General features: G+C 68.2%; 28 protein-coding genes and 1 pseudogene. 12 read left to right on the forward strand and 17 right to left on the reverse strand.

All coding sequences use genetic code 11. The annotated features are described in order from the left end of the window. Nucleotides 1-64 precede the first annotated feature (64 nt). A complete protein-coding gene (locus BN11_RS24630) occupies nt 65-850 on the reverse strand; it encodes a hypothetical protein (RefSeq protein WP_201329230.1) in 786 nt (261 codons plus the stop codon). 27 nt (nt 851-877) lie between these two features. Beyond that, nucleotides 878-2,116: a toxic anion resistance protein gene (locus tag BN11_RS05935; protein ID WP_048695715.1), complete on the reverse strand. Its 1,239-nt coding sequence runs from the start codon at nt 2,114-2,116 to the stop codon at nt 878-880. A gap of 437 nt (nt 2,117-2,553) precedes the next feature. Here BN11_RS05935 and BN11_RS05940 point away from each other — a divergent pair, with 437 nt between their 5' ends. After that, a complete protein-coding gene (locus tag BN11_RS05940) occupies nt 2,554-3,063 on the forward strand; it encodes an NlpC/P60 family protein (protein WP_048695717.1) in 510 nt (169 codons plus the stop codon). A gap of 8 nt (nt 3,064-3,071) precedes the next feature. Here BN11_RS05940 and BN11_RS05945 read toward each other — a convergent pair whose 3' ends face one another. Further along, nucleotides 3,072-3,509: a DUF3224 domain-containing protein gene (locus BN11_RS05945; RefSeq protein WP_235435380.1), complete on the reverse strand. Its 438-nt coding sequence runs from the start codon at nt 3,507-3,509 to the stop codon at nt 3,072-3,074. Between the two features lie 142 nt (nt 3,510-3,651). Between BN11_RS05945 and BN11_RS22445 the strand changes: the two genes are divergently transcribed. The 3 genes from BN11_RS22445 to BN11_RS05955 all read left to right on the forward strand — a co-directional run bounded on the left by BN11_RS22445 (nt 3,652) and on the right by BN11_RS05955 (nt 5,262). Beyond that, complete coding sequence (locus BN11_RS22445) at nt 3,652-3,795, forward strand: hypothetical protein (protein ID WP_157043996.1); 144 nt, start codon at nt 3,652-3,654, stop codon at nt 3,793-3,795. A gap of 190 nt (nt 3,796-3,985) precedes the next feature. After that, nucleotides 3,986-4,267: a carbohydrate kinase family protein gene (locus BN11_RS24635; RefSeq protein ID WP_201329231.1), complete on the forward strand. Its 282-nt coding sequence runs from the start codon at nt 3,986-3,988 to the stop codon at nt 4,265-4,267. A gap of 17 nt (nt 4,268-4,284) precedes the next feature. Further along, a complete protein-coding gene (locus BN11_RS05955) occupies nt 4,285-5,262 on the forward strand; it encodes a 1-phosphofructokinase family hexose kinase (protein ID WP_162213173.1) in 978 nt (325 codons plus the stop codon). A 105-nt stretch (nt 5,263-5,367) separates the two neighbouring features. Here BN11_RS05955 and BN11_RS05960 read toward each other — a convergent pair whose 3' ends face one another. From BN11_RS05960 to BN11_RS05975, 4 genes are all read right to left on the reverse strand, one after another. After that, nucleotides 5,368-5,604 (reverse strand): hypothetical protein, encoded by a 237-nt coding sequence (locus BN11_RS05960; protein WP_048695725.1) that lies wholly within the window; start codon nt 5,602-5,604, stop codon nt 5,368-5,370. Between the two features lie 31 nt (nt 5,605-5,635). Next, on the reverse strand, nt 5,636-5,860 hold the full coding sequence (locus tag BN11_RS05965) for a hypothetical protein (protein WP_157043998.1): 225 nt from the start codon (nt 5,858-5,860) through the stop codon (nt 5,636-5,638). Between the two features lie 35 nt (nt 5,861-5,895). Continuing rightward, a complete protein-coding gene (locus tag BN11_RS05970; protein ID WP_157043999.1) occupies nt 5,896-6,237 on the reverse strand; it encodes a hypothetical protein in 342 nt (113 codons plus the stop codon). Between the two features lie 154 nt (nt 6,238-6,391). Beyond that, nucleotides 6,392-6,769: a hypothetical protein gene (locus BN11_RS05975; RefSeq protein WP_048695733.1), complete on the reverse strand. Its 378-nt coding sequence runs from the start codon at nt 6,767-6,769 to the stop codon at nt 6,392-6,394. A gap of 211 nt (nt 6,770-6,980) precedes the next feature. Between BN11_RS05975 and BN11_RS05980 the strand changes: the two genes are divergently transcribed. Further along, nucleotides 6,981-8,681 carry a formate--tetrahydrofolate ligase gene (locus tag BN11_RS05980; RefSeq protein ID WP_048695735.1) on the forward strand — a complete coding sequence of 567 codons (1,701 nt, stop codon included), beginning with the start codon at nt 6,981-6,983 and terminating at the stop codon, nt 8,679-8,681. Between the two features lie 112 nt (nt 8,682-8,793). On the opposite strand, the gene BN11_RS05985 is transcribed toward BN11_RS05980, so the two are convergent. Genes BN11_RS05985 through BN11_RS05995 form a run of 3 tightly spaced genes read right to left on the reverse strand, consistent with a single transcriptional unit; the run spans nt 8,794 to nt 11,779 of the window. Continuing rightward, nucleotides 8,794-9,684: a tagatose-bisphosphate aldolase gene (locus tag BN11_RS05985; RefSeq protein WP_048695740.1), complete on the reverse strand. Its 891-nt coding sequence runs from the start codon at nt 9,682-9,684 to the stop codon at nt 8,794-8,796. Beyond that, nucleotides 9,681-11,054, reverse strand: a complete 1,374-nt coding sequence (locus BN11_RS05990) for an FGGY family carbohydrate kinase (RefSeq protein WP_048695744.1) — start codon at nt 11,052-11,054, stop codon at nt 9,681-9,683. The genes BN11_RS05985 and BN11_RS05990 overlap by 4 nt, the downstream gene beginning before the upstream one ends. Next, complete coding sequence (locus BN11_RS05995; protein ID WP_048695747.1) at nt 11,051-11,779, reverse strand: SDR family oxidoreductase; 729 nt, start codon at nt 11,777-11,779, stop codon at nt 11,051-11,053. Before BN11_RS05995 ends, BN11_RS05990 begins: the two co-directional genes overlap by 4 nt. Nucleotides 11,780-11,963: 184 nt before the next feature. Here BN11_RS05995 and BN11_RS06000 point away from each other — a divergent pair, with 184 nt between their 5' ends. The 4 genes from BN11_RS06000 (at nt 11,964) to BN11_RS06015 (ending at nt 16,037) form a co-directional block, all read left to right on the forward strand. Next, on the forward strand, nt 11,964-13,040 hold the full coding sequence (locus BN11_RS06000) for a LacI family DNA-binding transcriptional regulator (RefSeq protein ID WP_083433565.1): 1,077 nt from the start codon (nt 11,964-11,966) through the stop codon (nt 13,038-13,040). Beyond that, nucleotides 13,037-13,801 carry an ATP-binding cassette domain-containing protein gene (locus BN11_RS06005; RefSeq protein WP_048695754.1) on the forward strand — a complete coding sequence of 255 codons (765 nt, stop codon included), beginning with the start codon at nt 13,037-13,039 and terminating at the stop codon, nt 13,799-13,801. The genes BN11_RS06000 and BN11_RS06005 overlap by 4 nt, the downstream gene beginning before the upstream one ends. Beyond that, nucleotides 13,798-14,922: an ABC transporter permease gene (locus BN11_RS06010; RefSeq protein ID WP_201329232.1), complete on the forward strand. Its 1,125-nt coding sequence runs from the start codon at nt 13,798-13,800 to the stop codon at nt 14,920-14,922. The genes BN11_RS06005 and BN11_RS06010 overlap by 4 nt, the downstream gene beginning before the upstream one ends. Before the next feature lie 116 nt (nt 14,923-15,038). Next, complete coding sequence (locus BN11_RS06015) at nt 15,039-16,037, forward strand: ABC transporter substrate-binding protein (protein ID WP_048695760.1); 999 nt, start codon at nt 15,039-15,041, stop codon at nt 16,035-16,037. 91 nt (nt 16,038-16,128) lie between these two features. On the opposite strand, the gene BN11_RS06020 is transcribed toward BN11_RS06015, so the two are convergent. Beyond that, the gene (locus BN11_RS06020; RefSeq protein ID WP_048695764.1) at nt 16,129-16,707 is read right to left on the reverse strand and encodes an AAA family ATPase; all 579 of its coding nucleotides are present in this window, start codon (nt 16,705-16,707) and stop codon (nt 16,129-16,131) included. Nucleotides 16,708-16,876: 169 nt separating this feature from the next. Between BN11_RS06020 and BN11_RS26045 the strand changes: the two are divergent. Together BN11_RS26045 and BN11_RS06025 are read left to right on the forward strand one after the other, a co-directional pair. Next, nucleotides 16,877-17,152: pseudogene (locus tag BN11_RS26045) on the forward strand (universal stress protein); the annotation flags it as partial. Between the two features lie 25 nt (nt 17,153-17,177). Next, nucleotides 17,178-17,771, forward strand: a complete 594-nt coding sequence (locus BN11_RS06025; protein WP_162213310.1) for a universal stress protein — start codon at nt 17,178-17,180, stop codon at nt 17,769-17,771. Nucleotides 17,772-17,793: 22 nt separating this feature from the next. On the opposite strand, the gene BN11_RS06030 is transcribed toward BN11_RS06025, so the two are convergent. Beyond that, a complete protein-coding gene (locus BN11_RS06030; protein WP_162213174.1) occupies nt 17,794-18,789 on the reverse strand; it encodes a phosphotransferase family protein in 996 nt (331 codons plus the stop codon). 240 nt (nt 18,790-19,029) lie between these two features. Between BN11_RS06030 and ppdK the strand changes: the two genes are divergently transcribed. Then, nucleotides 19,030-21,747, forward strand: coding sequence for a pyruvate, phosphate dikinase (ppdK, locus tag BN11_RS06035; protein WP_048695772.1), 2,718 nt, complete (start codon nt 19,030-19,032; stop codon nt 21,745-21,747). A 196-nt stretch (nt 21,748-21,943) separates the two neighbouring features. Here the strand turns inward: ppdK and BN11_RS06040 are convergent, their stop codons facing one another. The 5 genes from BN11_RS06040 to BN11_RS06060 all read right to left on the reverse strand — a co-directional run bounded on the left by BN11_RS06040 (nt 21,944) and on the right by BN11_RS06060 (nt 26,257). Further along, on the reverse strand, nt 21,944-23,083 hold the full coding sequence (locus BN11_RS06040) for a flavin-containing monooxygenase (RefSeq protein ID WP_157044000.1): 1,140 nt from the start codon (nt 23,081-23,083) through the stop codon (nt 21,944-21,946). A gap of 101 nt (nt 23,084-23,184) precedes the next feature. Further along, nucleotides 23,185-23,640, reverse strand: coding sequence for an LON peptidase substrate-binding domain-containing protein (locus tag BN11_RS06045; RefSeq protein ID WP_235435381.1), 456 nt, complete (start codon nt 23,638-23,640; stop codon nt 23,185-23,187). Then, nucleotides 23,637-23,864, reverse strand: a complete 228-nt coding sequence (locus BN11_RS22450) for a hypothetical protein (protein WP_048695783.1) — start codon at nt 23,862-23,864, stop codon at nt 23,637-23,639. Before BN11_RS22450 ends, BN11_RS06045 begins: the two co-directional genes overlap by 4 nt. Nucleotides 23,865-23,892: 28 nt before the next feature. Then, the gene (locus BN11_RS06055) at nt 23,893-25,239 is read right to left on the reverse strand and encodes a fatty acid desaturase family protein (protein ID WP_083433570.1); all 1,347 of its coding nucleotides are present in this window, start codon (nt 25,237-25,239) and stop codon (nt 23,893-23,895) included. Between the two features lie 31 nt (nt 25,240-25,270). Further along, nucleotides 25,271-26,257, reverse strand: a complete 987-nt coding sequence (locus tag BN11_RS06060; protein WP_083433973.1) for a ferredoxin reductase — start codon at nt 26,255-26,257, stop codon at nt 25,271-25,273. Nucleotides 26,258-26,550 lie beyond the last annotated feature (293 nt).

Consider the following 26,550-nt stretch of genomic DNA (forward strand, 5'->3'; position numbering starts at 1 on the left):
CGGTGGCGGCGGCGGCCAGTTGGTCGACGGCGGTGCGCAGGTTGTCGGCCGGAATGGTCATGTGTCAGGCGTCCCTTCCCGTGGGGGGCGTCAGGCGGCCCGGCTCGGCGGTGGCCGAGCCGGCGTGCGTGGTCGAGTCTGGGCGAAGCGGTGTGGCAGGCGTCGCGGGGTGGATCACCTTGGGGACATCCCCGGTGTCCGGATCCTTGTCCGGCGCAAGCCAATCCGTGCCGGTGAAAGCCGATTGCCCGTCCGGGGCCGGCCACGCCGGGGTTGCGGTCGGCGGGGCCAGCCGCCCGCCCGCGTCATACGATCCGCTGGTCGGCTGCGGCGGGACCTGCGCGTCGGCGCCCAGCCCCAGTTCGCCGCCGGCGGCGGTCCCGAACTTCTCCTGCAGGAATCGTCCGTGCACGACGAGGGCCTCGGCGTCGGCGCGGTTGACCGCGTCGTACACCTTGTCCATCGTCCCGCCCAGCAGGTCGAGCTGGTCGATGAGGATGAGCAGCGAGGTCTTGCCGCGGTCCACGGGGCGGGTGTCCGCCCAGTCGCGCGGCAGGCGCAGATAGCCCCCGATCGCCCCCGGCAGATAGTCGGTCGCTGTGGCCATGACGTTGTAGGCCGAGGCGCTCCCGGCGCCGAGGTTGTCCAGGCGGGGGATGGTCTGGCGCACGACATTCGTCACGCGCTTCAGTCGTGCCATGACCATCGGCGGCACCTTGCCGTCGCGGGCCATCGCCTCGACCGAATCCAGTGCGGCAGCGAGGGATTCACTCGTCGGAGCCGCGGGCACCTCGATGATCGGCTCGGGCTCCTTCTTCTTCCCGAAACCGAACCATTCCCCGATACCCATGTCTCGATCAGCTCGTCGCGGCGTGTCTTAGAAGGTGTTGGTCTTGCCGATGTCGAGGCTGCCGGAGATGACCCGCTGATCCTGGCGCTGCACCCGGTCGAGATAGCTGCGGGACTTGGCAACCTCGGTCTCGAGGGTGCCGATCGTGGCGGCCATGTTGTCCAGCGCCTGCACCTTGAAGGTGTCGATCGCGTCCATCGTGGCGTATATGTTCTGGAACGCCCGCTGCAGCTGGGGCAGGCCGATGGTGGCGCTGGCGGCCTGCTCCTGGATGCGGATGCTGTTGTCCTTGAGCATCTCGGAGGTGCGCTCGATCAGGCCGCTCGTCGTGGTGTTGAGTGCGGTGATCTGGTCGAGGACGAGCTGCTGGTTGGAGAGGGCCTGGCTGACGATGACAGCGGTGCGCAGGGCGCTGATCGTCGTCGTGGTCGCCCGGTCGACGCCCTTGATGAGTTCGATGTTGTTCTTGATGACGATGTCGATGGCCAGGTAGTTCTGGATGCTGACGGCCAGCTGGGTCAGCAGGTCCTGGTGCTTCTGGCGGACATAGAACAGGACGTCCTCGCGCAGGGCCTTGGCCTTCTCGGGGTCACTGGAGTCGAGGGTGGCGATCTGGGCGGCGAGCTTGGCGTCGAGCTTCTCGGCGATGTAGACGTATTGGTTGAGCCGGCCCATGGAGTCCCACAGCTGCTGCTTCTCCAGGTTGAGGGCGACATTGTCGCGCTGCAGTTCGTCCTGACCGTTGCGCAGGCTGTGGAGGATGCCGTTGAGGTGGCTCTGGGCGGACTGGTACTTGCGGAAGTAGTCGGTGATCTTGTCGCCGAAGGGGATCATGCCGAGGACCTTCTTGGTCCCGCTGGCCTGGCTCGGGTCGAGTTCTTCGACGGTGCGGCGCAGTTCGAGCAGGGTCTTGCCGACCTTGGAGCCGCTGGCCAGGCCGCCCTCCTGGAGCGCCTTGACCGGGCTCTGGAGCAGGCGGTTGGACGACTCGGCGGCGCGCCGGATGTCGTCGTCACCCATGGTGCGCATCTCGGTCGCCTTGGCCTCATAATCCGGCGACTTGGTCTCGCTCTTCATCAGCGCATCGAGATAAGAGTCGACCTTCTGGTCGAGCATCGGCACCGCGCTCGCCGGCACCGCCGGCGCCATCTTGGGGGCAGCGGTCTCGGGGATCGCGAGCACCGCCGGCGGCGCTTCGAGCGTGAGGGTCTCGGTGGGCGGCGCAAGCGGCTGGACGGCCGCATCCTGAACCGGCTGCTCGGTCATAACTCAGAACTCCCTCTGGCCCGCTACCTGCGGCCGGCCGTGTCGCGGCGTGTCAATGCGCGTGGCGAAGCCCGCCACGCACCGTGAATGACGTGGCAGCAATCTACGCGGTTCCCGGCGGCGACAGCAGCGCGGGACCACCCGGGCTGTTCCCTGAGCGCCGCGCCGCCTGAGATCAGCCCTGGGCGGGGATCTCGTCAGCCCATGACCAAGCCGAGGCATTTGGCGAGGTGCTGCATAAGCGGCTAGTCGCTAGCCGTTTTTGCGGCTGGTCACTAGCCGTTTTTGCAGGATCGCGGAGGCGATCATGCTCGGGCGGCCCACATGACTCGGGAGGCACTTCCGCTCCATGGGTCACATTCGCTACCCTCGTCACACCTCGCGTGGCGAGCCCGGATTCCGGCGGGCCGCCCCAGCCCCCCGGAGGATCTCCCCGTATGACCAGCACAAACCGCGGCGCTTTCGTGCGTCGCGACGCACTCCTGCTCGCCCCCGCCGCCCTCCTCGGGCTAGCCACCCCCGCGCTCGCCGAAGATGACGAGCGCGCCATCGTCGCCACCGGCATACAGGCCTGCAACCGCGCCCAGCGCTGGGTGGATGCCGACGTGCCCTACAGCCAGACCAGCTACTACAACGGCTACCGCACCGACTGCTCAGGCTATGTCTCGTTCGCCTACGGCCTCGCGCGCCCGGGCCTGTCGACATACACCCTGCGCCGCGTCGGCGACTTCATCAAGAAGCCCCAGCTCAAGCGTGGCGACCTCCTGCTCGACCCGACCCGCCATGTCGTCCTGTTCGACAAGTGGGCCGACGCCGAGCACACGTCCTACTGGGGGTATGAGGAGTCCTCCTCTCAGGGCGCCGTGCACCGGATCATCCCCTTCCCCTACTGGCCCGGCTACGGCACCTACCGCCCCTTCCACAAGCGAGGAATGACACCCGCCTGAGGGCGGGTTCAGTCCGGCAGGGTGTAGCGGAAGGTCACGTGGTGGCCGTTGGAGGTGTTTAGGTCGATCGTGCCCTGGATGCCGGCCAGATCGCGCGTGCCGGAGCCGGGGACGACGGCATACGACAGGCTCCCTTCGCCACCGGACATCAGCCCGAACTGCTGCAACTCGAAGCACCCGCACCGTCCGTCCACGGTGCCCTCGAAGCGTTCGAGCGCGACATACCCCGCCTCGCCGACGTTGGGATCACCGCCCGAGAGCATCACCCCCGCGCCCCGGCCCTCCATCGCGCCGGTCCAGACCTTGGTGAAGTCGAACCGGCTGGTGCCTTGGAGCGGGCCCTCCACAGGGGTCATCTCGATGGTGAACTCAGCGGTGCTCTCGTATGCCGCCATACCGGCCTCCTCCCGTGACAGATAAAGCGTGTCAAAGAAGACGGTACTCACGACACCGTGATCAGGCGACCCCGCAACACACCGCAAACGCGCCAGACCCGAGGGGTTGACACGAGACTTATCGAGTCTCGATATATGTTGATATTCGATAAGATCGACAATCGATACATCGAAGCTGCTGGATCGCTGGCTGTTGGAAAACTCCGCCGTCGCGCCGATCGTCGCGAACGGCTACTACTTCTCCTTCGTGCCACTCGTGGGCGGACTCCTCATCGCCGTCCTCGCCGAAGTCTGGCGCCGCGGCATACAGCTGCGCGACGACGACGGACTGGCTTGAGATGCCGGCCGACGAGGACGGCCGGATCGTCTGCAATGTGGATCGCCTGCTCGAGGAGCGGGGTATGACGCTCACCGAGTTGTCAAAGCGCGTCGACATGACCTCGACCCATCCGGTGCCTTCGCCGGCCTCGCAGAGGTGCTGCCCTTCGTCGACTACCTGCTGCCCAACGCCGAAGAGGTCCCTCGGGATGGCGCGTGGTGTCGCACGGGTCGGCACCGACGACCTCACGGTCGCCGCCCGCGCCGTGGCGGGCTATGGTCCGACTGTGGTGGTCAAGGACGGCGGACGCGGTGCGCTCGCAGTGTATCGCGGCGAGGTGTTCCACGAGCCGGGTATGCCGCTCGATCCCGTCGACACGACCGGCGCCGGGGACACCCTCGACGCCGGGTTCATCGCCGCTCTGCTCGCCGTTCTCACCACTCCCGCCGCATCCCCGGCAACCCCAACCGCCCCGGGATCCCCCTCGTGAACCCCACCCCCCGTCGAGTGAACACCGAAAACCCGTCGAGTGAACACCTAACGCCCATCGAGAGTGCAACGGGCCTGATCCTGTGTCTGGGGTTGAATCCGGCTCTCGACGTCACCTACCGCATCGATCGCATGGTTCATGGTGAGGCGCAACGGGTTTCGGATGTCGTGGAACGGGCCGGCGGCAAGGCGGCCAATGTCGCCCGCGTTGCGGCGCAGCTCGGGGGGCGCACCCATCTGCTGGCCGCGTTGGGCGGGCCAGCCGGTGCGACCTACGCCGACAACCTTCGCGCGAGCAGACTCGTGGCGACCACGGTGGCGACGACACGGCATACCCGCCGCACGGTGACGGTCGTCGAAAGCGACGGCACGACAACGGCATTCAACGAGGCCGGACCGGCGATGCCGGACCAGGAATGGGCCGACGTGCGCGCGGCACTGGACGCCCTCCTCGACTCCGGCGACGTCCGAGTGCTTGTCCTCAGCGGCTCTGTCCCACCCGGAGCTCCCGAAACGGCATACGCGGAATGCGTTGCGGCAGCGTCAGATCGGGGCGTCCTGACCGTCGTCGACGTCGCCGGTCCCCCGCTGCTCGCGGCCCTCGCTGCCGGTGCGAGCGTCGTCAAACCTAACCGGCACGAATTGCGCGCGACGGTCGGGGCGGAGGGGATCGAGGGGGTGCAGGCACTGCGCGCCCAGGCACCACACGCCGTGGTCGTTGCCTCCGACGGCGAAGCAGGTCTGCTGTGCGTTGGCCCCGACGGCGCGTGGCGCGCGACTCCGGGACGCCCCCTGCGCGGCAACCCCACCGGCGCCGGCGACGCCCTCGTCGCCGCCATCGCAGTCAGCCTCGTCGATGGTCGTTCCTGGCCGGAGGCGCTGCGCCTGGCCATCGGAGCCTCCGGCGCCGCCGTCCTCGATCCCGTTGCGGGACATATCGATCCACGCGTCGCCGCCGAGCTCGCCGCCGCAGCCACCGTCGAGCCCATCCCCTAGTCGAGCGATCGCGTCGGCGTCGGTGGTCGCCTCGACGACGAAGGCGGTGTCGCCGATCTGCGTGCCGTCCAGGGCCTTCGCGGGCAGCGTGGCCGTAGCCGTCCGTCAGGCGTCTTGACCACCAGGGGTGACCGGATCGGACGCGTAGTCCGCCGCAACCACGCGGAACGGCCCGCCGGCATCCCAGAAGGTCACCTTGATCGCCACCTCGGAGCCGGGATCCGTTGCGGCAGTGAACCGGCCGTCGATGTCGAACGCGAGTCGAATGTCCCCGTCGGCGACCTTGGTCGACAGGCCCTCCTTGGCCTCGCCGTTCTCCTCTTCGAACACTCCGGTGTGCACATCGACATCGGTGGTGTGCGCGACGGCCCCCTCACGTCCTTCTGCACCACCCAGCGTTCAGGTTGCGGACCGACGGCTTGTTCGTCCACTCGCTGGTGCCGTCGAACGGCAGCAAGTCGTTGTCCCGCCGGTAGACGTCCTCCGCCTCCCGAAGGTCGGCCCAGGCGTCGGCGGTGGTGGCGGGCGTGCGGCCGATCGACAAGCGCACCCAGTCCCACTCCTCCGGGAACAGGTCCATCGTGGATTGAGTGGGCATTACGTAGACCCAATTCGCTCGCAGCTGAAGGGATTTCAGGCTGGTCTGGGTGCGGCATACTCCAGCTCGTCCCCCGCGTCGAAGCCGCAGTCGGTGAAGCACTCGTTCTCCATGGCGACGACATATTCACCATTGTGGGTGGGGAGGGTTTCGTCGACGACTGGGACGTGTAACGAAGCGACCGATGGGACGGGGTCCCCGCGGAGTACCGGAGCGACGAAGGAGCGAGGACACGTCGTGGGGTGGCCTAAGTGGCCGTCGGGCTGCACATGCGACCCGTAGGCCGGAGCCTCGTTGAGGTGGAAGCTGGACATCTCCGGGATGCCGTTGCGGATGCCGATCCCCGCGTCCGTCGCGCGTTTGGCCAATACCGCCACCGAGCAGGTGTCCCCAGACGCAGTCGTCCCAGATCGACAGGTGCGGCAAGCCGTCGTCGTCGGACGCGAAGCCCTCGACCTTGCACTCGGTTGCGACCCACTCCGGCGCCCAGTCGACGCCGCTGGCGAAGATCCGCATCCAGACGTCACCCGACTACGCCAGCGCCTGGTCGAGGGGCTCGACGCTCATGCCCTGGGCCGTGCCGGTGTCGGTGTAGATGGGCTTGCCCGGTGTCGGCTGCAGTTGCCGCCAGCTCTGGTCGAGGCCGCGAACGTAGACCTTGTCAGCCGGGGAGGCGGACTCGGAGAAGAAGCCCGAATTCTGCGCTGGGCGAACCCAATCGGGCATACGCCAGTCGATGCCGTCGACGATCAGGTCCGCCTTGGTCATCGGGTATGCCGGTCCGGCCGTGTCCGCGGTCGGTTCCGTCACGCGCCGCTCGGGGCTGCTCGACGCCGAGCCGGAGGCGCCCGTTCGCGTGTCGGTCGCCGACGCGTAGACGGGCGTCGAGGTGCGATTGGCGCTCGACACCGAGGGCTCCGATCCCGGGTCACTGCAAGAAGTGGCACCCAAACCCAGCACCGCACACACGGCCACCGCCCTCCCCAGCCTGCCAATCGTCATACCGCGAAGTCTGCGAGAAGTGGACGCCACTCGGCGCCGCCCGCGCGATGAAACTGCGCGAACCGGTCAGCCGGGCTGCGCGGCTCGCTGACCACACGCGAAGTGCCAGGATGCTGGTATGGGTATTCCCTCCGACCTCGAGATTGCCACCGCAGCCAGTCTCCGTCCGCTCCACGAGATCGCGGACCGACTGGGCATCCCCCAAGACTTCGTCGAGCCGTATGGCCGCAGCGTCGCCAAGATCGACCTGGACGTCCTGACCGCCGAGGGCCAGCCGACAGCACAACGCGCGAAGTATGTCGTCGTCACCGCCGTGACCCCCACGCCGCTCGGCGAGGGGAAGACGACGACTGCGGTCGGGCTTGCCGACGGGCTGTCGCGCATTGGGCAGACCGTCGCGGTGACATTGCGCCAGCCGTCGATGGGCCCGACCTTCGGCATCAAGGGTGGTGCGGCAGGCGGCGGCTACGCGCAGGTCGTGCCGATGGACAAGCTCAACCTGCACCTGACGGGCGACTTCCATGCCGTCACAGCGGCGCACAATCTCCTGGCTGCGATGCTGGACAACCATCTGCACCATGGCAATTCGCTCAACATCGACCCGCGCAATATCACCTGGCGACGGGTGCTCGACGTCAACGACCGGGCCTTGCGCAATATCGTCGTCGGCCTCGGCGCCCGCATCGACGGCGTCACCCGGCAGACGGGTTTCGACATCACAGCGGCGTCGGAGGTCATGGTGCTGCTGACGCTCGCGACCTCGCTGGACGATTTGAAGGCGCGCCTGCGGCGCATCGTCGTGGGTTATGCGTATGACGGCCGGCCGGTCACCGCTGACGACCTCGGCGCCGCCGGGGCGATGGCCGTGATCCTCAAGGACGCGCTCAACCCCAACCTGCTCCAGACGATCGAGGGCACGCCGGCCCTCATCCACTGCGGCCCGTTCGGCAATATCGCCACCGGCTCCTCCTCCGTCGTCGCCGATATCGTCGCCACCCGCCGGGCCGACATCGTGCTCACGGAGGCCGGCTTCGGCTCCGACATGGGCGCCGAGCGGTTCTTCAACGTCAAGTGCCGGGTGGCAGGGTTGCGGCCCGATGCCGCCGTGCTCGTCGTGACCGTGCGAGCCCTCAAGGCGCACTCCGGACGCTTCAAGATCACCCCGGGCAAAGCGTTGCCGCCGGAGCTGCTCGCCGAGAACCCCGGCGACGTACGCGCCGGAATCGCCAATCTTCGCAAGCACATTCAGATCATCGAGGGCTTCGGCATCTGGCCGGTCGTCGCCATCAACGCCTTCGACACCGACTTCGACTCCGAGCATCAGGTCATTCGCGACCTGTGCACCGAGATGGGCGTCAAGTGCGCCGTCTCGACCCACGTCGTCAACGGGGGTGCGGGCGCCGAGGATCTCGCGCGCACGCTCGTCGACGCGCTGCGCACACCGAGCCGGTTCCGGTTCACCTATGCCTCCGACGCCCACCTGACCGCGAAGATCGAGGCGGTGGCCAAGCAGGTCTACGGCGCCGACGGCGTCGACTTCGCCCCACCGGCGGCCAAGGCCCTCGCCGAGTACGAGCGGCTCGGCTTCGGTGGCCTGCCGGTCGTCATCGCCAAGACCCACCTGTCGATCTCGCACGACCCGTCGCTGCTCGGCGCCCCGACGGGATGGCGCCTGCCGGTCCGCGAGGTGCGCGCCGCGGCGGGCGCGGGCTACGTCTATGCCATCTGCGGCGACATGCGCACCATGCCCGGCCTGTCCAGCCATCCGAACGCCGAGAAGATCGACCTCGTCGACGGCGAGATCGTCGGCCTGAGCTAGGCCCCCACCTCGCGTCGAGTGAACACCGCGAGCACATCGAGTGAACATGCTGTCGGGTCGTTACCCGACAGCATGTTCACTCGATCGCGTGGCGGTGTTCACTCGACGGGGATCAGGCGGCGCCGTCAACGGTGGCAGCCAACTCGCGCAGGCGCGGGAGGGCGCGCTCGGTGAGCAGTTGCGTGCGGACCTGCGGATCGACGGCGAGGCTGTCCTTCCACAGCGACCGGCCGGCCATCGCGCCCGCGCAGCCATTGGCCACGGCCGTGCGGACCTGTCCGATGAAGGTCTCGTGATCGACGCCGGCGGACAGCACGGCCCACGGGGCGCCAGCCGCCGCCTCGGTCACCGCCGCGCAGGCCTCGGCCGAGCCGGGGTATGGCAGCTTGAGCACCTTCGCTCCGCACTCGACACTCAGCCGAGCGACGTCGGCGATGAAACCGGGGAACGCCGCGCGGTAGTCCTCCTCCGTCTCTCCCTCCAAACGGTAGGTCAGGATCTCGACGATCAACAGCACGCCCTCGGCCTCGCACGCGGCCGTCAGTTCGCGAATCTCCTGCCCCACGAGCGAATTCGCGTCCTGCTTGTCCGGCCGGATGTACCAGAGCATCTTGGCGGCGTCACCGCCGAGGTCGCGCACTCGGCGGGGCGTGACCCCCTCGACCACCCGCGTGAAACGCAAGCCGTCGACCGTCTCGTAACCCGACTGATCCATGCCGACCACGAGCGCACTCCCGCGGGCCAGCGTGCCGTCGTCGACGACCTGCGGCAGGGCGGTCTCAGGGTCGAGCAAGATGGCCGGGGCGTTGTTGCCGAGGTGACGCACGAGGTCGGCCTTGGCCTCGATGAGCTGGTCCGGCGTGACCGAGCCGGGGCCGTCAGGTGCGTCGGTCATCACCGCCTTCATGCTGTTGCGCTGGTCGGCCGCCACGATGAGCATGTGCCCGTTTGGAGTCGAAATCGCTTGCAGCGCACGGCGTTCGATGGTGGTCATGGGACTCATGGGTTTTCCCCTTCGATGGGCGTTGGTGAGTTCGTGGTGAGGAGACGCGCGGCAGTCAGAGCCGCGCCGTATGCGGTGTCCTGCGCCCGCGTGGAAAGGTGCAGGTCCGGCAGCACGAGGGACCGGGCCCGGCCGACGCTGTTCATGCCGACCCACCCGCCGGCCAGCACCGAGCCGGTCGCGGGGGGCAGTTCGCGGTCCATCGCCTCGATGAGCCGGGCGAGTTCGTCGTTGCCGTGGCGGAGCGCGGCCGCGAAGACCTCCGCCGGTCCCGCGCCGTCGTGCGCGACCCGCAGCGCGAGGATGCCGTCGTCATTGCGCGCACCTCCGACCGTGACGGCTCCGCGCGGCAGGGACCCTTCGACGGGCAATGCCATGACCTCGCGGTCGAGCCGGTCCCTCGCCTCCCGATCGGTGATGCCGGCCAGGTGCAGTATGCGGCGCATGATCAGCCCGGTCTTGACGCCGGCGACGAGCACATAGCGCCCGGCCTCGACGTGGGGGACGTGGTTGATGAAGAACTCGGCCAGCCGAGCTCGGGCGTCCGCGCTCAAGGGTGTGTCCAGGACACGCACGAGCACCTCGGCGGTGCCGAAGGATCCGTAGTAGCGGCCGTCCGCGGTGGCGCCGCCGGCGGTCGCCGCGACCAAGTGGTCGTGCCCGGCAACGGCGAGTCGAGCGCCCTCGAATGCTGCCGGCAGCCAGTCGGCATTCGCCCCACCGAGATCGGTCGCCGAGTCCACCACCGGCGGCAGGAACGAGGCGTCGATGCCGATGTGCGCAAGCAGATCTGCCCACGGACCTTCAGCGTCCTGATCGATCAGGCCCAGGCGTGCCGTCAGGGAACGCTCGAGGGCGCGGCGACCCCCAAGCGCGGCGGCGGCATACTCCGGGACGTTCTGCCACTGCTGCCCTTGCAGCTGAATTCCGTTGTCCCTCAACCACAATAGCTTGATGACGGGAACCTGGACTCCAAGCGGCAGCCCGGTGCGGGCGGCGAACTCGGCGCGCAAGCTCGACGGAAAGGCGTCCAACTGCTCGGCGCCGCGCGCGTCGAACCACGCGATCGCGGGTGCCAGCGCGGCGCCGGCATCATCGAGGACGAAGCCGCTCTCGCCCATGCCGGCGACAGCCAGCGCACCGACCGTGGCACCGGCATACTCCTGCTTTTCGAGCCGCCCGGCGGCCTCGTGCAGCACCTCCTCGATGGTGCGCCGCAGGCTCTCCTGCTCCAACGCGGTCCCGTTGGCGTCGACCCGCCAGGGCGTCGGCCGGTCGGCGCCCACGATCTCGCGTCCGTCGAGATCCGTGATCTGGACCTTGACGTTGGTACTGCCGATGTCGAGACCGGCGACGAGCGGCGCGTTCACCGGGAGGTGAAGCCGCCGTCGATCGGCAGGCTGACGCCGCTGATCATCGCGGCGTCGTCGCTGAGGAGGAAGGCGATGGGGCCCGAGACGTCCTCGACGGTGGCCCACTTGTGCATGGGCATCTGCTCCAGGAAGGGCCCGCCGACATCGGGCCGGCCCCAGTACCACTCCGACATCGGCGTCATGATCACCGTCGGATTGACGCTATTGACCCGGATGCCGTATTTGCCCAGCTCGAGCGCGGAGACCCGGGTGATGTTGTCGAGGGCGGCCTTGGACGAGCCATAGGAGATGTGGCCTTCGAGGGCGACGAGGGAGGCCTGGCTCGAGACGTTGACGATCGAGCCACCCCGGCCGGCCTCGACCATCGAGGGCGTGGCGTACTTGATGACGAGCAGCGCCCCACGGGCGTTGACGGCCATGACGCGGTCGAAAACGGCTATGTCGGTGTCCATCGGCGTCGCGATCTCGCCACCGTCCCCACCGCAGTTGACGATGCCGAACCAGTCGCGACCGGACACGGCCGCACGGATCGAGTCCTCGTCCATCAGGTCGAAAGGCAAAGCCTCACAGCCGGTTTCGTCGGCGAGCTCCTGGAGCTTGGCCTGGTCGCGGCCACTCGCGGCGACGCGAGCACCCTCCGCAACCAAGCGACGCACCGTCGCAGCGCCGATGCCACCGCTGGCACCGGTGACGAGATAGAGACCATCGGGAAATCGAGACATTGGACGCTCCTTGTTGGCGGGTGGCACGAACAGCGGATGCGCTCGTCATAACAACCGAGTAACGCCGATCAAGACTCTTGACAGCGCTGTCATCCAGTCGTAGCTTAGCGCTAATCCGGGAAACGGCAACGGTGGGATCGGACCCACCGAGCAGCGTTCCCGGCACCGGCAAGGAGGCCTGGACATGGGGAATGGTGCTGCGGGGGTGACCATCTACGACGTCGCCCAGGCCGCAGGCGTCTCCATCAAGACCGTGTCCCGCGTCATCAACGGAGCGCCCAATGTCCGGCCCGGGACCGCGGCCGCTGTCCAGCGCGCGATCGACGACCTCGGATACCGTCCGAACGCCGCGGCACGCAGTCTCGCGGCGGGCCGCAACGACACCATCGGCGTCATCGTCGACCGTCTGCAGGACCCTTTCTTCGGCCAGATCGTCGCCGTCGCCGAGGCGCGCGCGCTCGAGCTCGGAATGGACGTCCTCGTCGCCTCGACGGGAGTCGAGGGCCATCGGGCGACCGCTCACCTCGCTCGGCTCGTGCAGCGTGGTGTGGCCGGCATGCTCATCGCCCCCTTCGGCGACGACGACCCGATCTGGCGGGAGATCCCGCGGGACCGCCCAGTGGTCCTCATCGACCGACGCTGCGGCGTCCAGGGCCTCGACGTCGTCCGGGCCGACGACGAGCAAGCGGCGAAAGCCGCCGTCGAGCACCTGATCACGCACGGGCACAAGCGCATTGCCTTCCTAGGCGCGCCCCTGCGCTTCAGCACGGTCAGTGATCGCCTGGACGGTTATCTCGCCGCGCTGGCGGCGCACGGCATACCCGCCGATCCCACCATCATCGAGACGCATTGCGCGGACGCGACCGACTCGACGCAACTACTGCGCCCCCGCCTGGATGCGGCAGCGCCCCCCACCGCCGTCTTCTCCAGCACGCCCATGATCGCCGAAGGCGTGGTTCGCGCTTTGGCACTGGCCGGGCGTCGGGACGTGGCCCATGTGGCCTTCGGTGACTTCCCGCTCGCGGACGTCACCTCCCCCCCGACCACCGTCATCGACCAGTGCCCAGAAACCCTGGCCCACGCGGCAATGGACCGATTGCTCGCCCGCATCTCCGGCACCGAGCTCGCCCCCGAGGACATCGTCTTGCCCACGCGGCTGATCCCGCGCGGCTCCGGCGAACTCCTGCCGCCCCCCGACGCACCGCAGACAAGGAACGACATGAAGCGCACGAAGGTGACAGCAATGGAGGTACGACAATGACCGCCGTCCTGGAGGCACGCGGCATCAGCCGCAAGTTCGGGCACGTCCAGGCGCTCGACAGTGCAGACTTCGACGTCTTCCCCGGCGAAGTCGTCGCCCTCATCGGCGACAACGGGGCCGGCAAGTCGACGCTCGTGAAGGCGATCACCGGCAACCTGGAGATCGACGCCGGCGAAGTGCTCTTCGACGGCAATCCGGTGACCATCGCGACCCCACAGGACGCGTCCGAGCTCGGCATCGAGGTCGTCCACCAAGACCTCGCGCTCGCGCCCCATCTCGGCCCCGCTCAGAACATGTATCTCGGTCGCGAGATCATGCGCCCCGGACTCCTGGGCAAGCTCGGTTTCATGGACACGGGCCGTATGCGGCGTGGTGCCGCCGACGCCTTCCGCGACCTCGGGTCCGCGGTCCGGTCGGTCGTCACCCCGGTCGGTGAGATGTCCGGCGGCCAGAAGCAGAGCGTCGCCATCGCCCGCTCCGTGGCGTGGGCCGACCGCGTGCTCTTCCTCGACGAGCCCACCGCCGCGCTGGGCGTGGTCCAGACGCAAAACGTGCTCGACATGATCCGGCGGGTGCGCGACAAGGGGCTGGGCGTGGTGCTCATCTCGCACTCGATGCCCGAGGTCCTCGACGTCGCCGACCGGGTGCAGGTGCTGCGGCTCGGCCACCGCGTCGCGACCTATCAGGCCAAGGAGACCACCATCGAAGAACTGGTCGGTGCCATGACCGGTGCCCTGGACCGAAGGGAGGACGTGGCATGAGCAACGACGACGTGACCAACGCACCGGCGCCGCGCAGCCCCGACCCCGTAGCCGAGCAATCGACCTCGCTCGGCGCCACGGATCACATTTCGCGAGCCCGCGATGCCAACCGCAACGCCGCGATGGATGTCGGCGACGCGCAGGGACCACTGCTGCAACGCCTCAAGGGTATGCAGTCGATCTGGATCCTCGGGGTCCTCGTCCTCATCACGGCCTTCTTCGCCATCAAGGCGCCGAGCCAGTTCATGACCGGCGACAACATGATCAACATCGGCCAGAACCTGGCGATCTGGGCCGTGTTGGCGGTCGGCATGACCTTCATCATCATCACCTCCGGCATCGACCTGTCCATCGCCTCGGTGCTCGTCTTCTCCTCGGTCGTCTCGGCGCTCACGATGGAGAAGATGGGTGGCTCCGGCTGGTCGACGGCTGCGGTCGGCACGGCCGTCGCGCTCGTCGCGGGCCTGCTCTGGGGCATGCTCAACGGCATCGTGGTCGCCAAGGCCAAGGTGCCGCCGCTCATCGTCACGCTCGGCACGATGTCGATCGCCCTCGGCTTCGCCCAGATCATCACCGGCGGTCTCGACATCCGCTCGGTGCCCACCGAGTTGCAGGACGCCGTCGGCTACGGCCGGATCGCCGGGATCCCTGTCATCGTCATCATCGCTCTGATCGTCGTGGTCCTCGGCGGGATCCTGTTGCACCGCACGCGATTCGGCCTCTACACCTATGCGATCGGCTCGAACGAGGTGTCGGCCCGCCGGGTCGGCATCAACGTCGACCGCAAACTGATCATGATCTACGCCCTGGCCGGATTCCTCGGCGGGCTCGCGGGCATCATGACCCTGGCACAGTTCGGGACCACCTCGATCGCCGGCAACTCCCTGACGAGCCTCAACGTCATCGCCGCCGTCGTCATCGGTGGCACCTCGGTCTTCGGTGGTCAGGGGTCGATGTTCGGCACGATGGTCGGTCTCTTCATCCCGGCCGTGCTGCAGAACGGCTTCGTCATCATCGGCGTCTCGCCCTACTGGCAGACCGTCGCCGTCGGCGCCATCCTCATCGCCGCCGTCTACGTCGACCAGCAGCGCCGCGCAGCGGCCTTGCGAGGTGGCAAGTAGCCGCACTCAGCGGGCGCACCCCCCGCGCCGGACCACCCGGCATACCAGCAGGCCGGACCACCCGGCATACCCAGCAATCGAACAGAAAAACAGCACCAACAGAAGGGAATCCGGGCATGAAGCCCCTCACCAAGTTCGCCACCTTCAGCGCCGTGGCCATGTTCGCCGTCGCGGGCTGCAGCAGCGCCAAGACCGACTCCACCTCGAGCGGGTCGGCCAGCGGTGGCACGGCCGCCGCCAACACCAACAAGTCGATCGCGTTCGTCCAGGGCGTCGCCGGTGACGAGTTCTACATCACCATGGAATGCGGCATCCAGGAGAAGGCCAAGGAACTCGGCTACACCGTCACCACGCAGGGTCCGCAGAAGTTCGACCCGACGCTGCAGAAGCCGATCGTCGACTCGGTGACGGCGAGCAAGCCGGCCGCTCTGCTCGTCGCTCCGACCGACGTCCAAGCGATGCAGGCGCCCCTGGAGCAGGCCGCCAAGGCCGGCATCAAGGTGGTCCTGGTCGACACGACCGTCAACGACCCGTCCTTCGCCGTGTCCGAGATCAGCTCCGACAACGTCGGCGGCGGAAAGGCCGCGTTCGAGGCCATCCAGCAGGCCAAGCCGGACGGCGGCAAGGTGCTGGTGATCTCCACCGACCCCGGAGTCTCCACCGTCGACGCGCGCGTGAAGGGCTTCGAGGACGCCGTCAAGACGGACTCCAAGTTCAGCTACCTCGGCGTCCAGTACAGCCACAACGACCCCTCGACCGGCGCCCGCCTGGTCAGCGCCGCCCTGCAGAAGGACCCCGACATCGTGGGCATCTTCGCGACGAACCTCTTCGCCGCCGAAGGCTCCGCGACCGGTGTCCGCCAGGCCGGCAAGACCGGGATCACCATCGTCGGTTTCGACGCCGGCCCCAACCAGATCAAGGCGCTGGAGGAGGACACCGTCCAGGCCCTCGTCGCCCAGCAGCCCAACACGATCGGCATGGACGGTGTCGAGCAGGCCAACGCTGCGTTGACCGGCGGCACCGTCGAGAAGAAGATCCAGACCGGCTTCACCATCATCACCAAGGACAACCTGTCCGGTGACGGTGGCAAGGCCGCCTACAAGTCAAAGTGCTGACCTAGCCCCCACCAGGTCAACCTAACCTCTGCTAGCAGACCCTGGTCGAATCTACACACCGTGCTAGGTGTGCAGATTCGACTAACCTCTGCTAGCAGAGGTTACGTTGTGTTTGGGGCGAATCCAGCTGGGCCAGAACGCTTTCCGCGGCCTGCTCGGGCTGCAGTGAAGCATCTGCCACGAGGTGCGGCACCACTGGGGCGGTGAGGTCGAGACGCCCGATCCAGCCGGGATCGCCCTTGGCGAGATCCCGCTGCGCCCCGCGTTGCGCGACCCGGCGAGTGATCTCGGCGGGGGTGATGCGCAGCCATACCAGCACCACCCGCGCGCCCGCGGACTCCAGGCGCCCGCGCAGCGCCGACCAGGCGGCCGGGTCGCGCCGCTCCGCCGTGAAGGGCGCCACGAGTACGACGTCCGTGCCCACCCGCAGCGACTCGACCGCCAGCGCCTCGATCGTCGAATAGCGTGCTGCCCGAGTGGCATTCGCCAGCCGCGGGTCGTCGAGATCGTCTACGGTGAGCAAGCCGGCCACGACCTGGGTGAGCGCTTCCGTCGCCGGGTCGAGGTCGATCAGCGCGGCCCGCAGCCGGCGCGCCAGCTCCGCGCCGACGGTCGACTTGCCTGCACCGGGGGCCCCGGTGACCAGGAGGGCGAAGGGGGGCCGGGTCATGTGGCTAGCCTGCCAGGTCGACCCCGCCCGCCCCGCCGGATTCCCCGCCGAAGTGGCATCTCGACGGGTCGAATCGACATCTCGACGGGAGACGCAGCAGACACGTCTCTCCCCTGTTTTGTCGGGTGCGTCAGGCGTACGGTGGAAGGGCAGAAAGAGGGCAGTTGCCATGACCGCAGCACGTGGAGTTGTCGTCGGGTATGACGGTTCGCCGTCGTCGGAGGTGGCCCTGACCTGGGCCATCGAGGAAGCCCGCAGATCCGGTCTGCCGCTGACACTGGTCCATACCGCCGAGGTGGACCTGGCCGTCTACGGCACGGGCGTGGGTGGGGGTGATTGGGCCTACGCGCGATCCGATGTCGTCGGAGACTCAGACTCCGTGACCCGGGCCAAGGAGGCCTTGGGCGAAGACCTCGTCACGGTGCACCGGACGCTGGGCAATGCCGCCAGGCATCTCGTGGAGGCCAGTCATGACGCCGACCTCGTCGTCACGGGCACGCCGCGGGCATGGGCACCTGACGTCGGTCCTGCTCGGGTCCACCGCGTATGCCGTTGCGGCGCACGCACATTGCCCCGTCGTCGTGGTGCGGGTCCCGCCGCGTGGGCCGACGCGGCCGGTCCGGCCCGACGCCGACCACCCGGTCGTCGTCGGCGTCGACGACCTCGCGCCATCCGGTGCCGCACTGGAGGCGGCTGCCGAGGTCGCCGAGCGGTCGGGCGCTCCGCTGCGCGTCGTACGGGCCCTCGAATATCACGCCTTCATTCCCACGATCGCCAGCGATGGGGCCACGGTCGCGGAGTATGACGAGGCGCTACGCCACGAGGCGCACACGATGGTCGCCGACGCGGCCGCCAAGGTCCGCGAGAAGCACCCCGATCTCGTGATCGAGGAGGCGACGCTCGACGGCGCCCCGGCGTTCGTCCTCGGGCGCGAATCGCACAAGGCCGGGCTGGTCGTCGTCGGCTCCCGCGGCCGGGGTGGCTTCGCCGGGCTCCTCCTCGGATCCAATTCGCACGCGCTCCTGCACGAGGCCGCGTGCCCCGTGATGGTGGTCCGCAGCTGAACCCGAGCCTCGTGCTCGCCGGTCACCAGGCGGCGAGGTATGCCGCGACGGTCCGTTGCAGGTCGGCGGCGGCGGAGCGATTGGCTGGGGTGATCGCCTGGGCAGGGTCGGCGTCGACCCACCACAGATAGGCAAGCACTGCCAAGCCTTCGGCGGCCAGCCAGGCGTCGCGTCGCCGCCGCAAGGCGACCACCTCGCCGCGCCCGCCGGCGCTCACGTACGCCCGCAGCAGGTCGGTGATCTGCTTGTCGGTGAGCGCCGCATACCAGTCCCCCGCGTGAACCGCCCCACCGATGAACCCCAGGTCGCGGGCGGGATCGCCGATCTGGGTCCATTCCCAGTCGATGAGCACCGGCCGATTGCCATCGACCACGATGTTGGTGAGCACCGGGTCACCGTGAATGAGCGAAAACTCTTGCAGGGCAGCAATTTCGGGGGCGACTTCGGCGGCATAGCGCTGCATGGGACCGCAGAGCGCAGCCCACGCCTCACCGGGGGCACCAGGGAGCCGGGGAGCCCAGTGGTCGATGATCCCGTCGACCTCGGCCGCGAAGTCGAGCCGTCCCGGCTCGGGATCGAGGGCTTGCGACACCCCGCGCACGGAACCGGGACGCGGATAGGTCACGGTATGCAGCGTCGCCAGTTGCGCTGCCAGCACGCGCCGGAGCGCGCCGGTCCACTCGATCGGCGCGAGGACGCGACCAGGCACGAACTCCTGGGCGACCACCGGGTACTGCTCGTCGTCGACCCACAGCACGTCCGCCCCGATCGGGCGCGGGCCAACGCCTTGAGGGGCGAGCCGCATACCGGCGACCTCTTCCGCAGGATCCGCGGGGAGCTCCCCGATCGGACGGCGGGCGAAACGCACAAGCGGCCCTGCAGGAGCGGGGAGCCACGCCTCGTATGACTCGCCCCTGCCCACGCGATGCGGCTCCCCAGCGGAAAGAGGAGCTCCCAGCCACTCGGGGTGGGCCGCCACCACCTCGGCGACCTCCTGCCCGGTCCAGGAACGCGGCATACCGGCGGCTCCCTCCCGTCCTGTCTGATTGATCACGAGCCGTCTCACCATCGGATCCGGTCACCAATTGTTCACTATCGCCTGTTGCGACGGCGATAACGCACTCCCCCAATCATTTTCGCATGGTAGGCCGGATGGACGGGGGTATGTCAGCAGGTCGACCTGCGTTCCTCATGCTGGTCTTTTGGTCGGTGGGGGCCTGGGAGGGGTGTAAGCATGAGTCGACGCAAGGAGGCGATCATGGCGACATTCGTTTTTGATTTCAGCGAAGGTAACAAGGACCAGAAGGATCTCTTGGGCGGCAAGGGTGCCAACCTTGCCGAGATGGTCAACATGGGGCTGCCGGTTCCGCCCGGCTTCACCATCTCCACGGAGGCCTGCAAGGCCTACCTCAAGGACGGCAAGTCCCCCGACGCGTTGCGTGTCGAGGTCACCCAGGCACTGCGCAAGACCGAGGACCAGATCGGGCGCCACTTCGGCGCCGACAAGGAGCCGCTGCTCCTGTCCGTCCGCTCGGGAGCGAAGTTCTCGATGCCGGGCATGATGGAGACCGTCCTCAACGTCGGTCTCAACGACACCTCGGTCCAGGGTCTTGCCGAGTTCGCGAGCGACGAACGCTTCGCCTGGGACTCCTATCGGCGCCTGATCCAGATGTTCGGCAAGACCGTCCTCGACATCGACGGTGAACTCTTTGCCGCGGCGCTGGATGCGCAAAAGGCCAAGGCCGGCGTCGCCAGCGACCCCGAGCTGACCGCTGCGGACCACAAGGAGGTCGTCGCGGCCTATAAGCAGATCGTCCTGGACGAGGCGGGCTTGGAGTTCCCGCAGGATCCCCGCACCCAGCTCAATATGGCCATCGAGGCCGTCTTCAACAGCTGGAACACCGAGCGGGCCCGGCTCTATCGCCGCCGCGAGCGCATCCCCAACGACCTCGGTACCGCCGTCAATGTGATGGCGATGGTCTTCGGCAACCTCGGCGAGACCTCCGGCACCGGCGTCTGCTTCACCCGTGACCCCTCCACCGGCCACTCCGGCGTCTATGGGGACTACTTGTCCAACGCCCAGGGCGAGGATGTCGTCGCCGGCATCCGCAATACGTTGCCGCTCGCCGAGCTGGAGAAGCTGGACCCGAAGTCGTATGCCGATCTGCGCGCGGCCATGCGCCAGCTCGAGACCCACTATCGCGACCTGTGCGACATCGAGTTCACCGTCGAGCGCGGCAAGCTGTGGATGCTGCAGACCCGCATCGGCAAGCGCACCGCCGCCGCTGCTTTCCGCGTGGCGACCCAACTCGTCGACGAGCACCTGATCACCATGGACGAGGCGCTCGGACGGGTGAGCGGGGATCAGCTCAGCCAGTTGCTCTTCCCGCACTTCGCCGCCGACTCCGGCGTCATGCCGCTCGCCAAGGGCCTCGGCGCCTCCCCCGGTGCTTCGGTCGGTGAGATCGTCTTCGACAACGACGGCGCCACGGCCCGCAAGGAGGCAGGGGCCAAGGTCATCCTCGTCCGCCGGGAGACCTCACCAGACGATCTGCCGGGCATGGTCGCCTCGGTGGGCGTCCTGACTGCCCGCGGCGGCAAGACCTCGCACGCGGCTGTCGTCGCCCGGGGCATGGGCATGTGCGCGGTCGTGGGCGCCGAGGCGCTCAAGGTGGATCCGAACGCCAAGACCGTGACCGTTGGTGGCACGGTCCTGCACGAGGGCGAGATCATTGCCATCGACGGGGCCACCGGCGAGATCTTCGTCGGGGAGGTGCCGGTGGTCGACTCCCCCGTCATGGTCTACATCTCCGAGGGCATCGACGCAGCCCAGCAGGCCGCGCACGGCGACCCGGAGACCCAGGACCTCATCAACTCCGTCGACCGGCTGCTGCGCTATGCCGACGGTGTCCGGCGGCTGCGCGTGCGCGCCAATGCCGACACCGCCGAGGACGCGATCCGCGCCCGCGAGCGCGGCGCGCAGGGAATCGGCCTGTGCCGCACCGAACACCAGTTCCTCGGCGAGCGCCGCACCTATGTCGAGGCGGTCATTCTCGCCGAGACCGAGGACGAGCGCACGGCCGCGCTGGACCCGCTGGTGCCGGTCCAGCGGCAGGACTTCGTCGAACTGCTCACCGCGATGGACGGCCTGCCGACGACGATCCGGCTGATCGACCCGCCGCTGCACGAGTTCCTGCCGGACTTGACCGAGCTGTCGGTCAAGGTTGCCGTCGCCGAGGCCAAGGGCGAGGAGGCCGATCCCCACGAGCTGAAGCTGCTCGCCGCGGTCCAGCGCATGCACGAGGCCAACCCGATGCTGGGTCTGCGTGGCGTGCGGCTCGGGCTGAAGATCCCCGGCCTGTTCGACTTGCAGATCCGGGCGATCGCCGAGGCGACGGTCGAACTCCTCGGCCAGGGCAAGCGGCCCAAGCCGGAGATCATGGTCCCGCTCGTCGGCTCGGTGCGCGAACTGCAGATCATCCGCGACCGCGCCGAGAAGATCATCGCCGATGTCACGGCGACCACTGGCACCGCCTTGCGGATTCCGATCGGGTGCATGATCGAGTTGCCGCGTGCCGCCTTGACTGCCGGCAGGATCGCCGAGGAGGCCGAGTTCTTCTCCTTCGGCACCAACGACCTGACGCAGACGACGTGGGGCTTCTCGCGCGACGATGTGGAGAGTGCGTTCTTCGCCGACTACCTCGAGTCGGGCGTCCTGACGATCTCGCCGTTCGAGACCCTGGATGGCTTCGGTGTCGGCAAGCTGGTCAAAATGGGCGTCGAAGCCGGCCGGGCCACCCGGCCCGGGATCCACGTCGGAGTCTGCGGCGAACACGGCGGCGACCCGGAGTCGATCCACTTCTTCCACGCTGCGGGTCTGGACTATGTCTCGTGCAGCCCTTTCCGCGTGCCCGTCGCGCGTCTCGAAGCCGGCCGGGCCGCCGTCGATGCGAGCGAGCACGCCGCTTCTGCCTAGCGGTTTCAGCCAGCGGACCGGATGACCGCGACCACGTCCGCCCCGGTATCGACGCCGGTATCCATCAGTAGTGGGGGTGCCTACCCCCGACTACTGGTGGGTAACGGCGTCGATGCGCTCATGCTTCCCATGGCCGTCGAGACGAGGTATGTCCGGGAGTCCATCCGGCCATGGCTGGACGTTGGGCGCGAGAACGTTATTCAGCGATGATCGCGGCGGCGATCGCCTTGGCGTCCATAGCGATTTCGCGCAGCATCCCGGAGATGGGGTTGGTGAAGCCGTTGAACCACAACCCCGCAGCCCCGGGTGGGTTGTGGGCACCGTGCACAACCGGACACCTGTCGGCGCGTAGCACGCCGAGGGCCCCGAGCATCGGCTCGAGGCCGCGCGAATAGCCCGCCGCCACGATGACGACATCCGGTCGCAGCCGCTGCCCGTCGACCAGGACGACCTGCGCTGCCTCGAAGCGCTCGATCGTCGGGACCGGCAGGACGCTGCGGTTGCGGATGGCGGCAACGATTCCGACGTCCTGCACCGGGATCGAGGCGTCGTCGACGCGCGAATACAGGTCGGCCTGGGGCAGAGGGAGCCCGTATGCCGTCAGGTCGGGCATCGAGATGCGTTCGACGACAGCGCCGAGGCGGTCCACGACCCGCGGCGGCAGGCGACGGACGGCGACCCCGGTCCACTGCTGCGGCACCGGTCCCGTGGTGCGGCGCAGGATGTGCGGCGCGGTGCGGTAGGACAGCCATACCGGCGACACCGCATGCTCGGCGAGATCCTGCGCGATCTCGCAGCCAGTGTTTCCGGTGCCGACGACGAGGGCGGACCGCCCGATGAACGGCCCGGGGTTGCGATAGGCCGAGGCATGGATGACCTCACCGGTGAACCCGTCCTGTCCCGGCCACGACGGGGCGACCGGCGTGTGGTTGTAGCCCGTCGCCACGACGACGTGGTCGGCTAGCCATCGCCCACCGCCCGCGTCCAGCACCACCCACGGTGCCCCGTCGAAATCCGAACCATGCTCCACGGCAACGACGTCCACTCCGGTGCGCACGTCGATGCGATGGTGGTCGCGGTAGCCCTCGAGATAGCGCACGAGATCCTCACGCGAGACCCACTGCCCATAGGCCGCGGGAATCTCCACCCCGGGCAGGCCGCTCAGCCGCCGGGTCGTATGCAGGTGCAGCCGGTCGTAGTGCCGCCGCCAGCTCTCGCCCACATCGCCGGCCCGCTCGAGCACCGTCGCCTGTATGCCACGCATCGCCAGCGCCCCCGCCGTGGCGAGTCCCGCGGGTCCCGCACCGAGAATGATGATCCGTTCTTGTGCCGCCACGCGGGCCCTCCTGGGTGTGCCGTTACTCGGCAGTAACCCTACAGAGGGTCATCGCCGCAGCTGACGTTCGGGTCGACGCCGACGTGATCGCCCTCAAGGCGTTAATTCAGAGAGGGGCCGACGGATGGTGGCGCGAGCGGCCGGGCCTGCAGCGCGGCGGCTAACCCCACCTCGCGCCGCACACGGGCCACCAGTTCCTGCAGGCGTTCCCTCGTCGTGACGGCCTCCAGCACGTGCTGGCGTTCCGCAAGGGGCAATCGGAGCTGGTCGAGGACTGCGTATGCCAGTGCTCTCGCCCGGTCCCCGTCCACCCCATCGGCAACGGGAGCCGGCGGATCGAGCAGCGCCGGAGCGCCGACGCTGTCGGCGTAAGTGAGCCACGCCTCGCGGAGCTGGACCACCAGCTCGGGCAGCGCGTCGACATCGCCGGGCTCCTCATCGAGCCAGGTCACCTCGCCAACGAGATAGTCGGCCCCAGGCACCCGCGCATCCAGCCGGAAGCGTTGCACCCCAACGCAACCCACGCGGATCCCGGCCGGAATCGGGTGGACGCTCACGACCCGGACGGCGGTGCCCACGTCATACAGTTGCTCGGCTCGCCCGGCTCCCACCTCGTGCCCGCGACGGAACGGATCGCGACCACTCCGAAGATCCGCTCGGTCTCGGGCAACGCAAGCACGTCGGCGAGCAGCGCCCGATAGCGAGGTTCGAAGATCACCAGCGGCAGCTCCCCGCCGGGCACGGCGACCGTCGCCAGCGGGAAGAGGGGCAGCGACGGCATACCGAAATCCGCAGCGCCCCAGCGAAACTCAGCTGGCGGTCGAGGGCGCGTGACGCTTCGTGCGCGCCCCGCCCTGGCCCTTGAGCACCTTGCCGAGCTCGCCGCGCACGACCGACCAGCGGGTGCGGCCGGGCTCCTCGTTGGGGAGGGCGAGGCGGCATACCTTGCGATAGACCTGGTAGGCCTGCTTCAGCAACGGACCACTCGTGTAGTGAAGATCGTTGCGCTGCATCAGATCCCGGATCTGGGGCGAGATCGTCTCGTAGCGGTTGGACGGCATGTCCGGGAAGAGGTGGTGTTCGATCTGGTTGCTCAGATTGCCGCTGAGAATGTGCAGCAGCGTCGGCCCGGAGATATTGCCCGAGCCGAGCATCTGGCGGATGTACCACTCGCCGCGGGTCTCACCGTCGATGGAGTCGGTCTCGAAGGTCTGGATGTCGTCCGGGAAGTGCCCGCAGATGATGACCGTGTTGGACCACACGTTGCGCACGATGTTGGCGGAGAAGTTCGCCAGCAAGGTCCAGCCGAAGTTGGGGCCCGACAGCAGCGGGTGCACGACATAGTCCTTGGTGCACTGCTTGCGGATCTTGGTGAGCATCTCGTGCAGGTTGGCCTTGAAGGTGGCCTTGTCCTCGTCGGAGAGCTGGTCCCAGTTCTGCAGGTTGCCGCGCAACTCCAGGTCGTAGGCCGCGATGCCGTATTCGAAGAACATCGCGTTGACCAGGTGCCAGATCGGCTGGCCGAGGTGGAACAGCTCCCACTGCTGGTCCTTGTCGACGCGCAGCAGGCCGTAGCCGAGGTCGGTGTCCTTGCCGAGCACATTGGTGTAGGTGTGGTGCAGCTGGTTGTGGCTGTGCTGCCACTGCCGCGCCGGGGAGGCCATGTCCCAGTCCCACGTCGAGGAGTGGATCTTGGGGTCGCGCATCCAGTCCCACTGGCCGTGGAGGATGTTGTGGCCGAGTTCCATGTTCTCGAGGATCTTCGCCAGCGACAGGCCGGCGGTGCCGAGCCAGAACGCCGGCCGCACGCCCTTGACCTTCACGCCGCTGAAGAGCAGGAGAGCGCGGCTGCCGATCTCGAGGGTGCGCTGGGTCTTGATGATGCGCCGGACGTATGCCGCGTCCTTGGCCCCGCGCGAGTTCATCACCTCGGCGCGGATGGCGTCGAGTTCGATGCCGATCTGCTCGATCTGCTCGTTGGTCAGGTGCCCCATCGGGTTGGGCTCGCCCGACTTCTTGGGCGGGTGGGTGCGCTCGGCGCCGCCGCTCACCGATAGCCGGGTGTTGAGCGTATGGTGCGGCGCAGCCACATGCGTGGGCTCGCTGACGTGCGGTGCCGTCGGGGAGATCGACGTGCGGTCCGGTGCCAGGGTCATGTTGGGGTGTCCTCTCGGGGGGCGTCCGCTATCAGACTTCCAGATCGCAGGACCCTGCGACCGCGTTGATGCACGTCTGAATTGGCAATTCGTCACCAGGCTCGACGGTGGTGATCTCACCGGTGCGCAGATCGCGGATCGCGCCCTGCCGCATCGTCACCACGCAACCGAAGCAGATGCCCATGCGGCATCCGCTCTTCATGAGGACGCCGGCGTCCTCCGCCGCGTCGAGGATCGGGGTGGAACCGTCGGCGTCGATGGTCAGCTCGCTGTCCAGCAGCGTGATCTCGCCGCCCTCGCCGGGCTCGATGATCGTCGGCCGGAATCGCTCGACGTGCAACGCGTCGGTGAGTTCGTGGGCGGCCCAGTGCATCTCGGCGGCATCGAGGAGACCGGTGGGGCCGCATACCCAGACCTTGCGCTCACGCCAGTCGGGGACCTCGGCGTCGAGGCCGGCGAAGTCGAGCATCCCGTCGACGTCGGTATGCCGCACGCTGAGCCGGATCTGTCCGCTCGCCGCGCGCTCGGCGAGCTCGGCGGCGAAGACCACGTCTTGGGGCTGGGGCGCCGAGTGCAGCAGCATGATGTCGGCGGCCGGGTGCAGCGGCAGGTTGCGCAGCATGCCCATGACAGGGGTGATGCCGGAGCCGCCGGTGACGAAGAGGATCTTGGCGGGGAGCGTGGCCGGGAGAACGAAGTCGCCGACGGCCTGGTCGAGCATGACCAGGGTGCCGGGCCGGACGTCGCGGACGAGATGGTTGCTGACCAGGCCGTCCGGGATCGCCTTGGGGGTGATGGAGATGGTGCCGTCGGCAGCGTCGGACCGGGAGGTCAGGGAGTAGGCGCGCCAGTGGCGCACACCGTCGATGTCGATCCCGATGCGGATGTATTGGCCCGGGATGTGCCCCCGCCAGGACTTGCCGGGCCGGATGACGACGGTCGCGGCGTCGTCGGTCTCCCGGTGGATCGCGACGATCCGCCCGCGCAACTCGGCACCGGCGCGCAGGGGCGCGATCATGTCGAGAATCTCGGTGGGCACGATGGGGGGGGGCGGCTGCAGCTGCTACCTTCCACACCCCACTGGTGAGAGCGGGGAGCACTCCACGCGCCGGACGCGGCGGGGCGGCTGTCATATGTCCCATTCTAACCTACGGAACCGTAAGTTACTCCCGCGTAGGTTGTGGTGCCCGTCGTTGATAACAGGTAGGACGTCAATTCGCGGGCTGGCCTGTGCACTGTTTCGCCAGCCTCATACGTTTCGCGTATGAGGCTCCGCTTCCGTCGCCGTCTCCCCCTCGTTGCCACCGCGCT

The organism is Nostocoides australiense Ben110, from assembly GCF_001050535.1.
Lineage (GTDB): Bacteria > Actinomycetota > Actinomycetes > Actinomycetales > Dermatophilaceae > Nostocoides_A > Nostocoides_A australiense.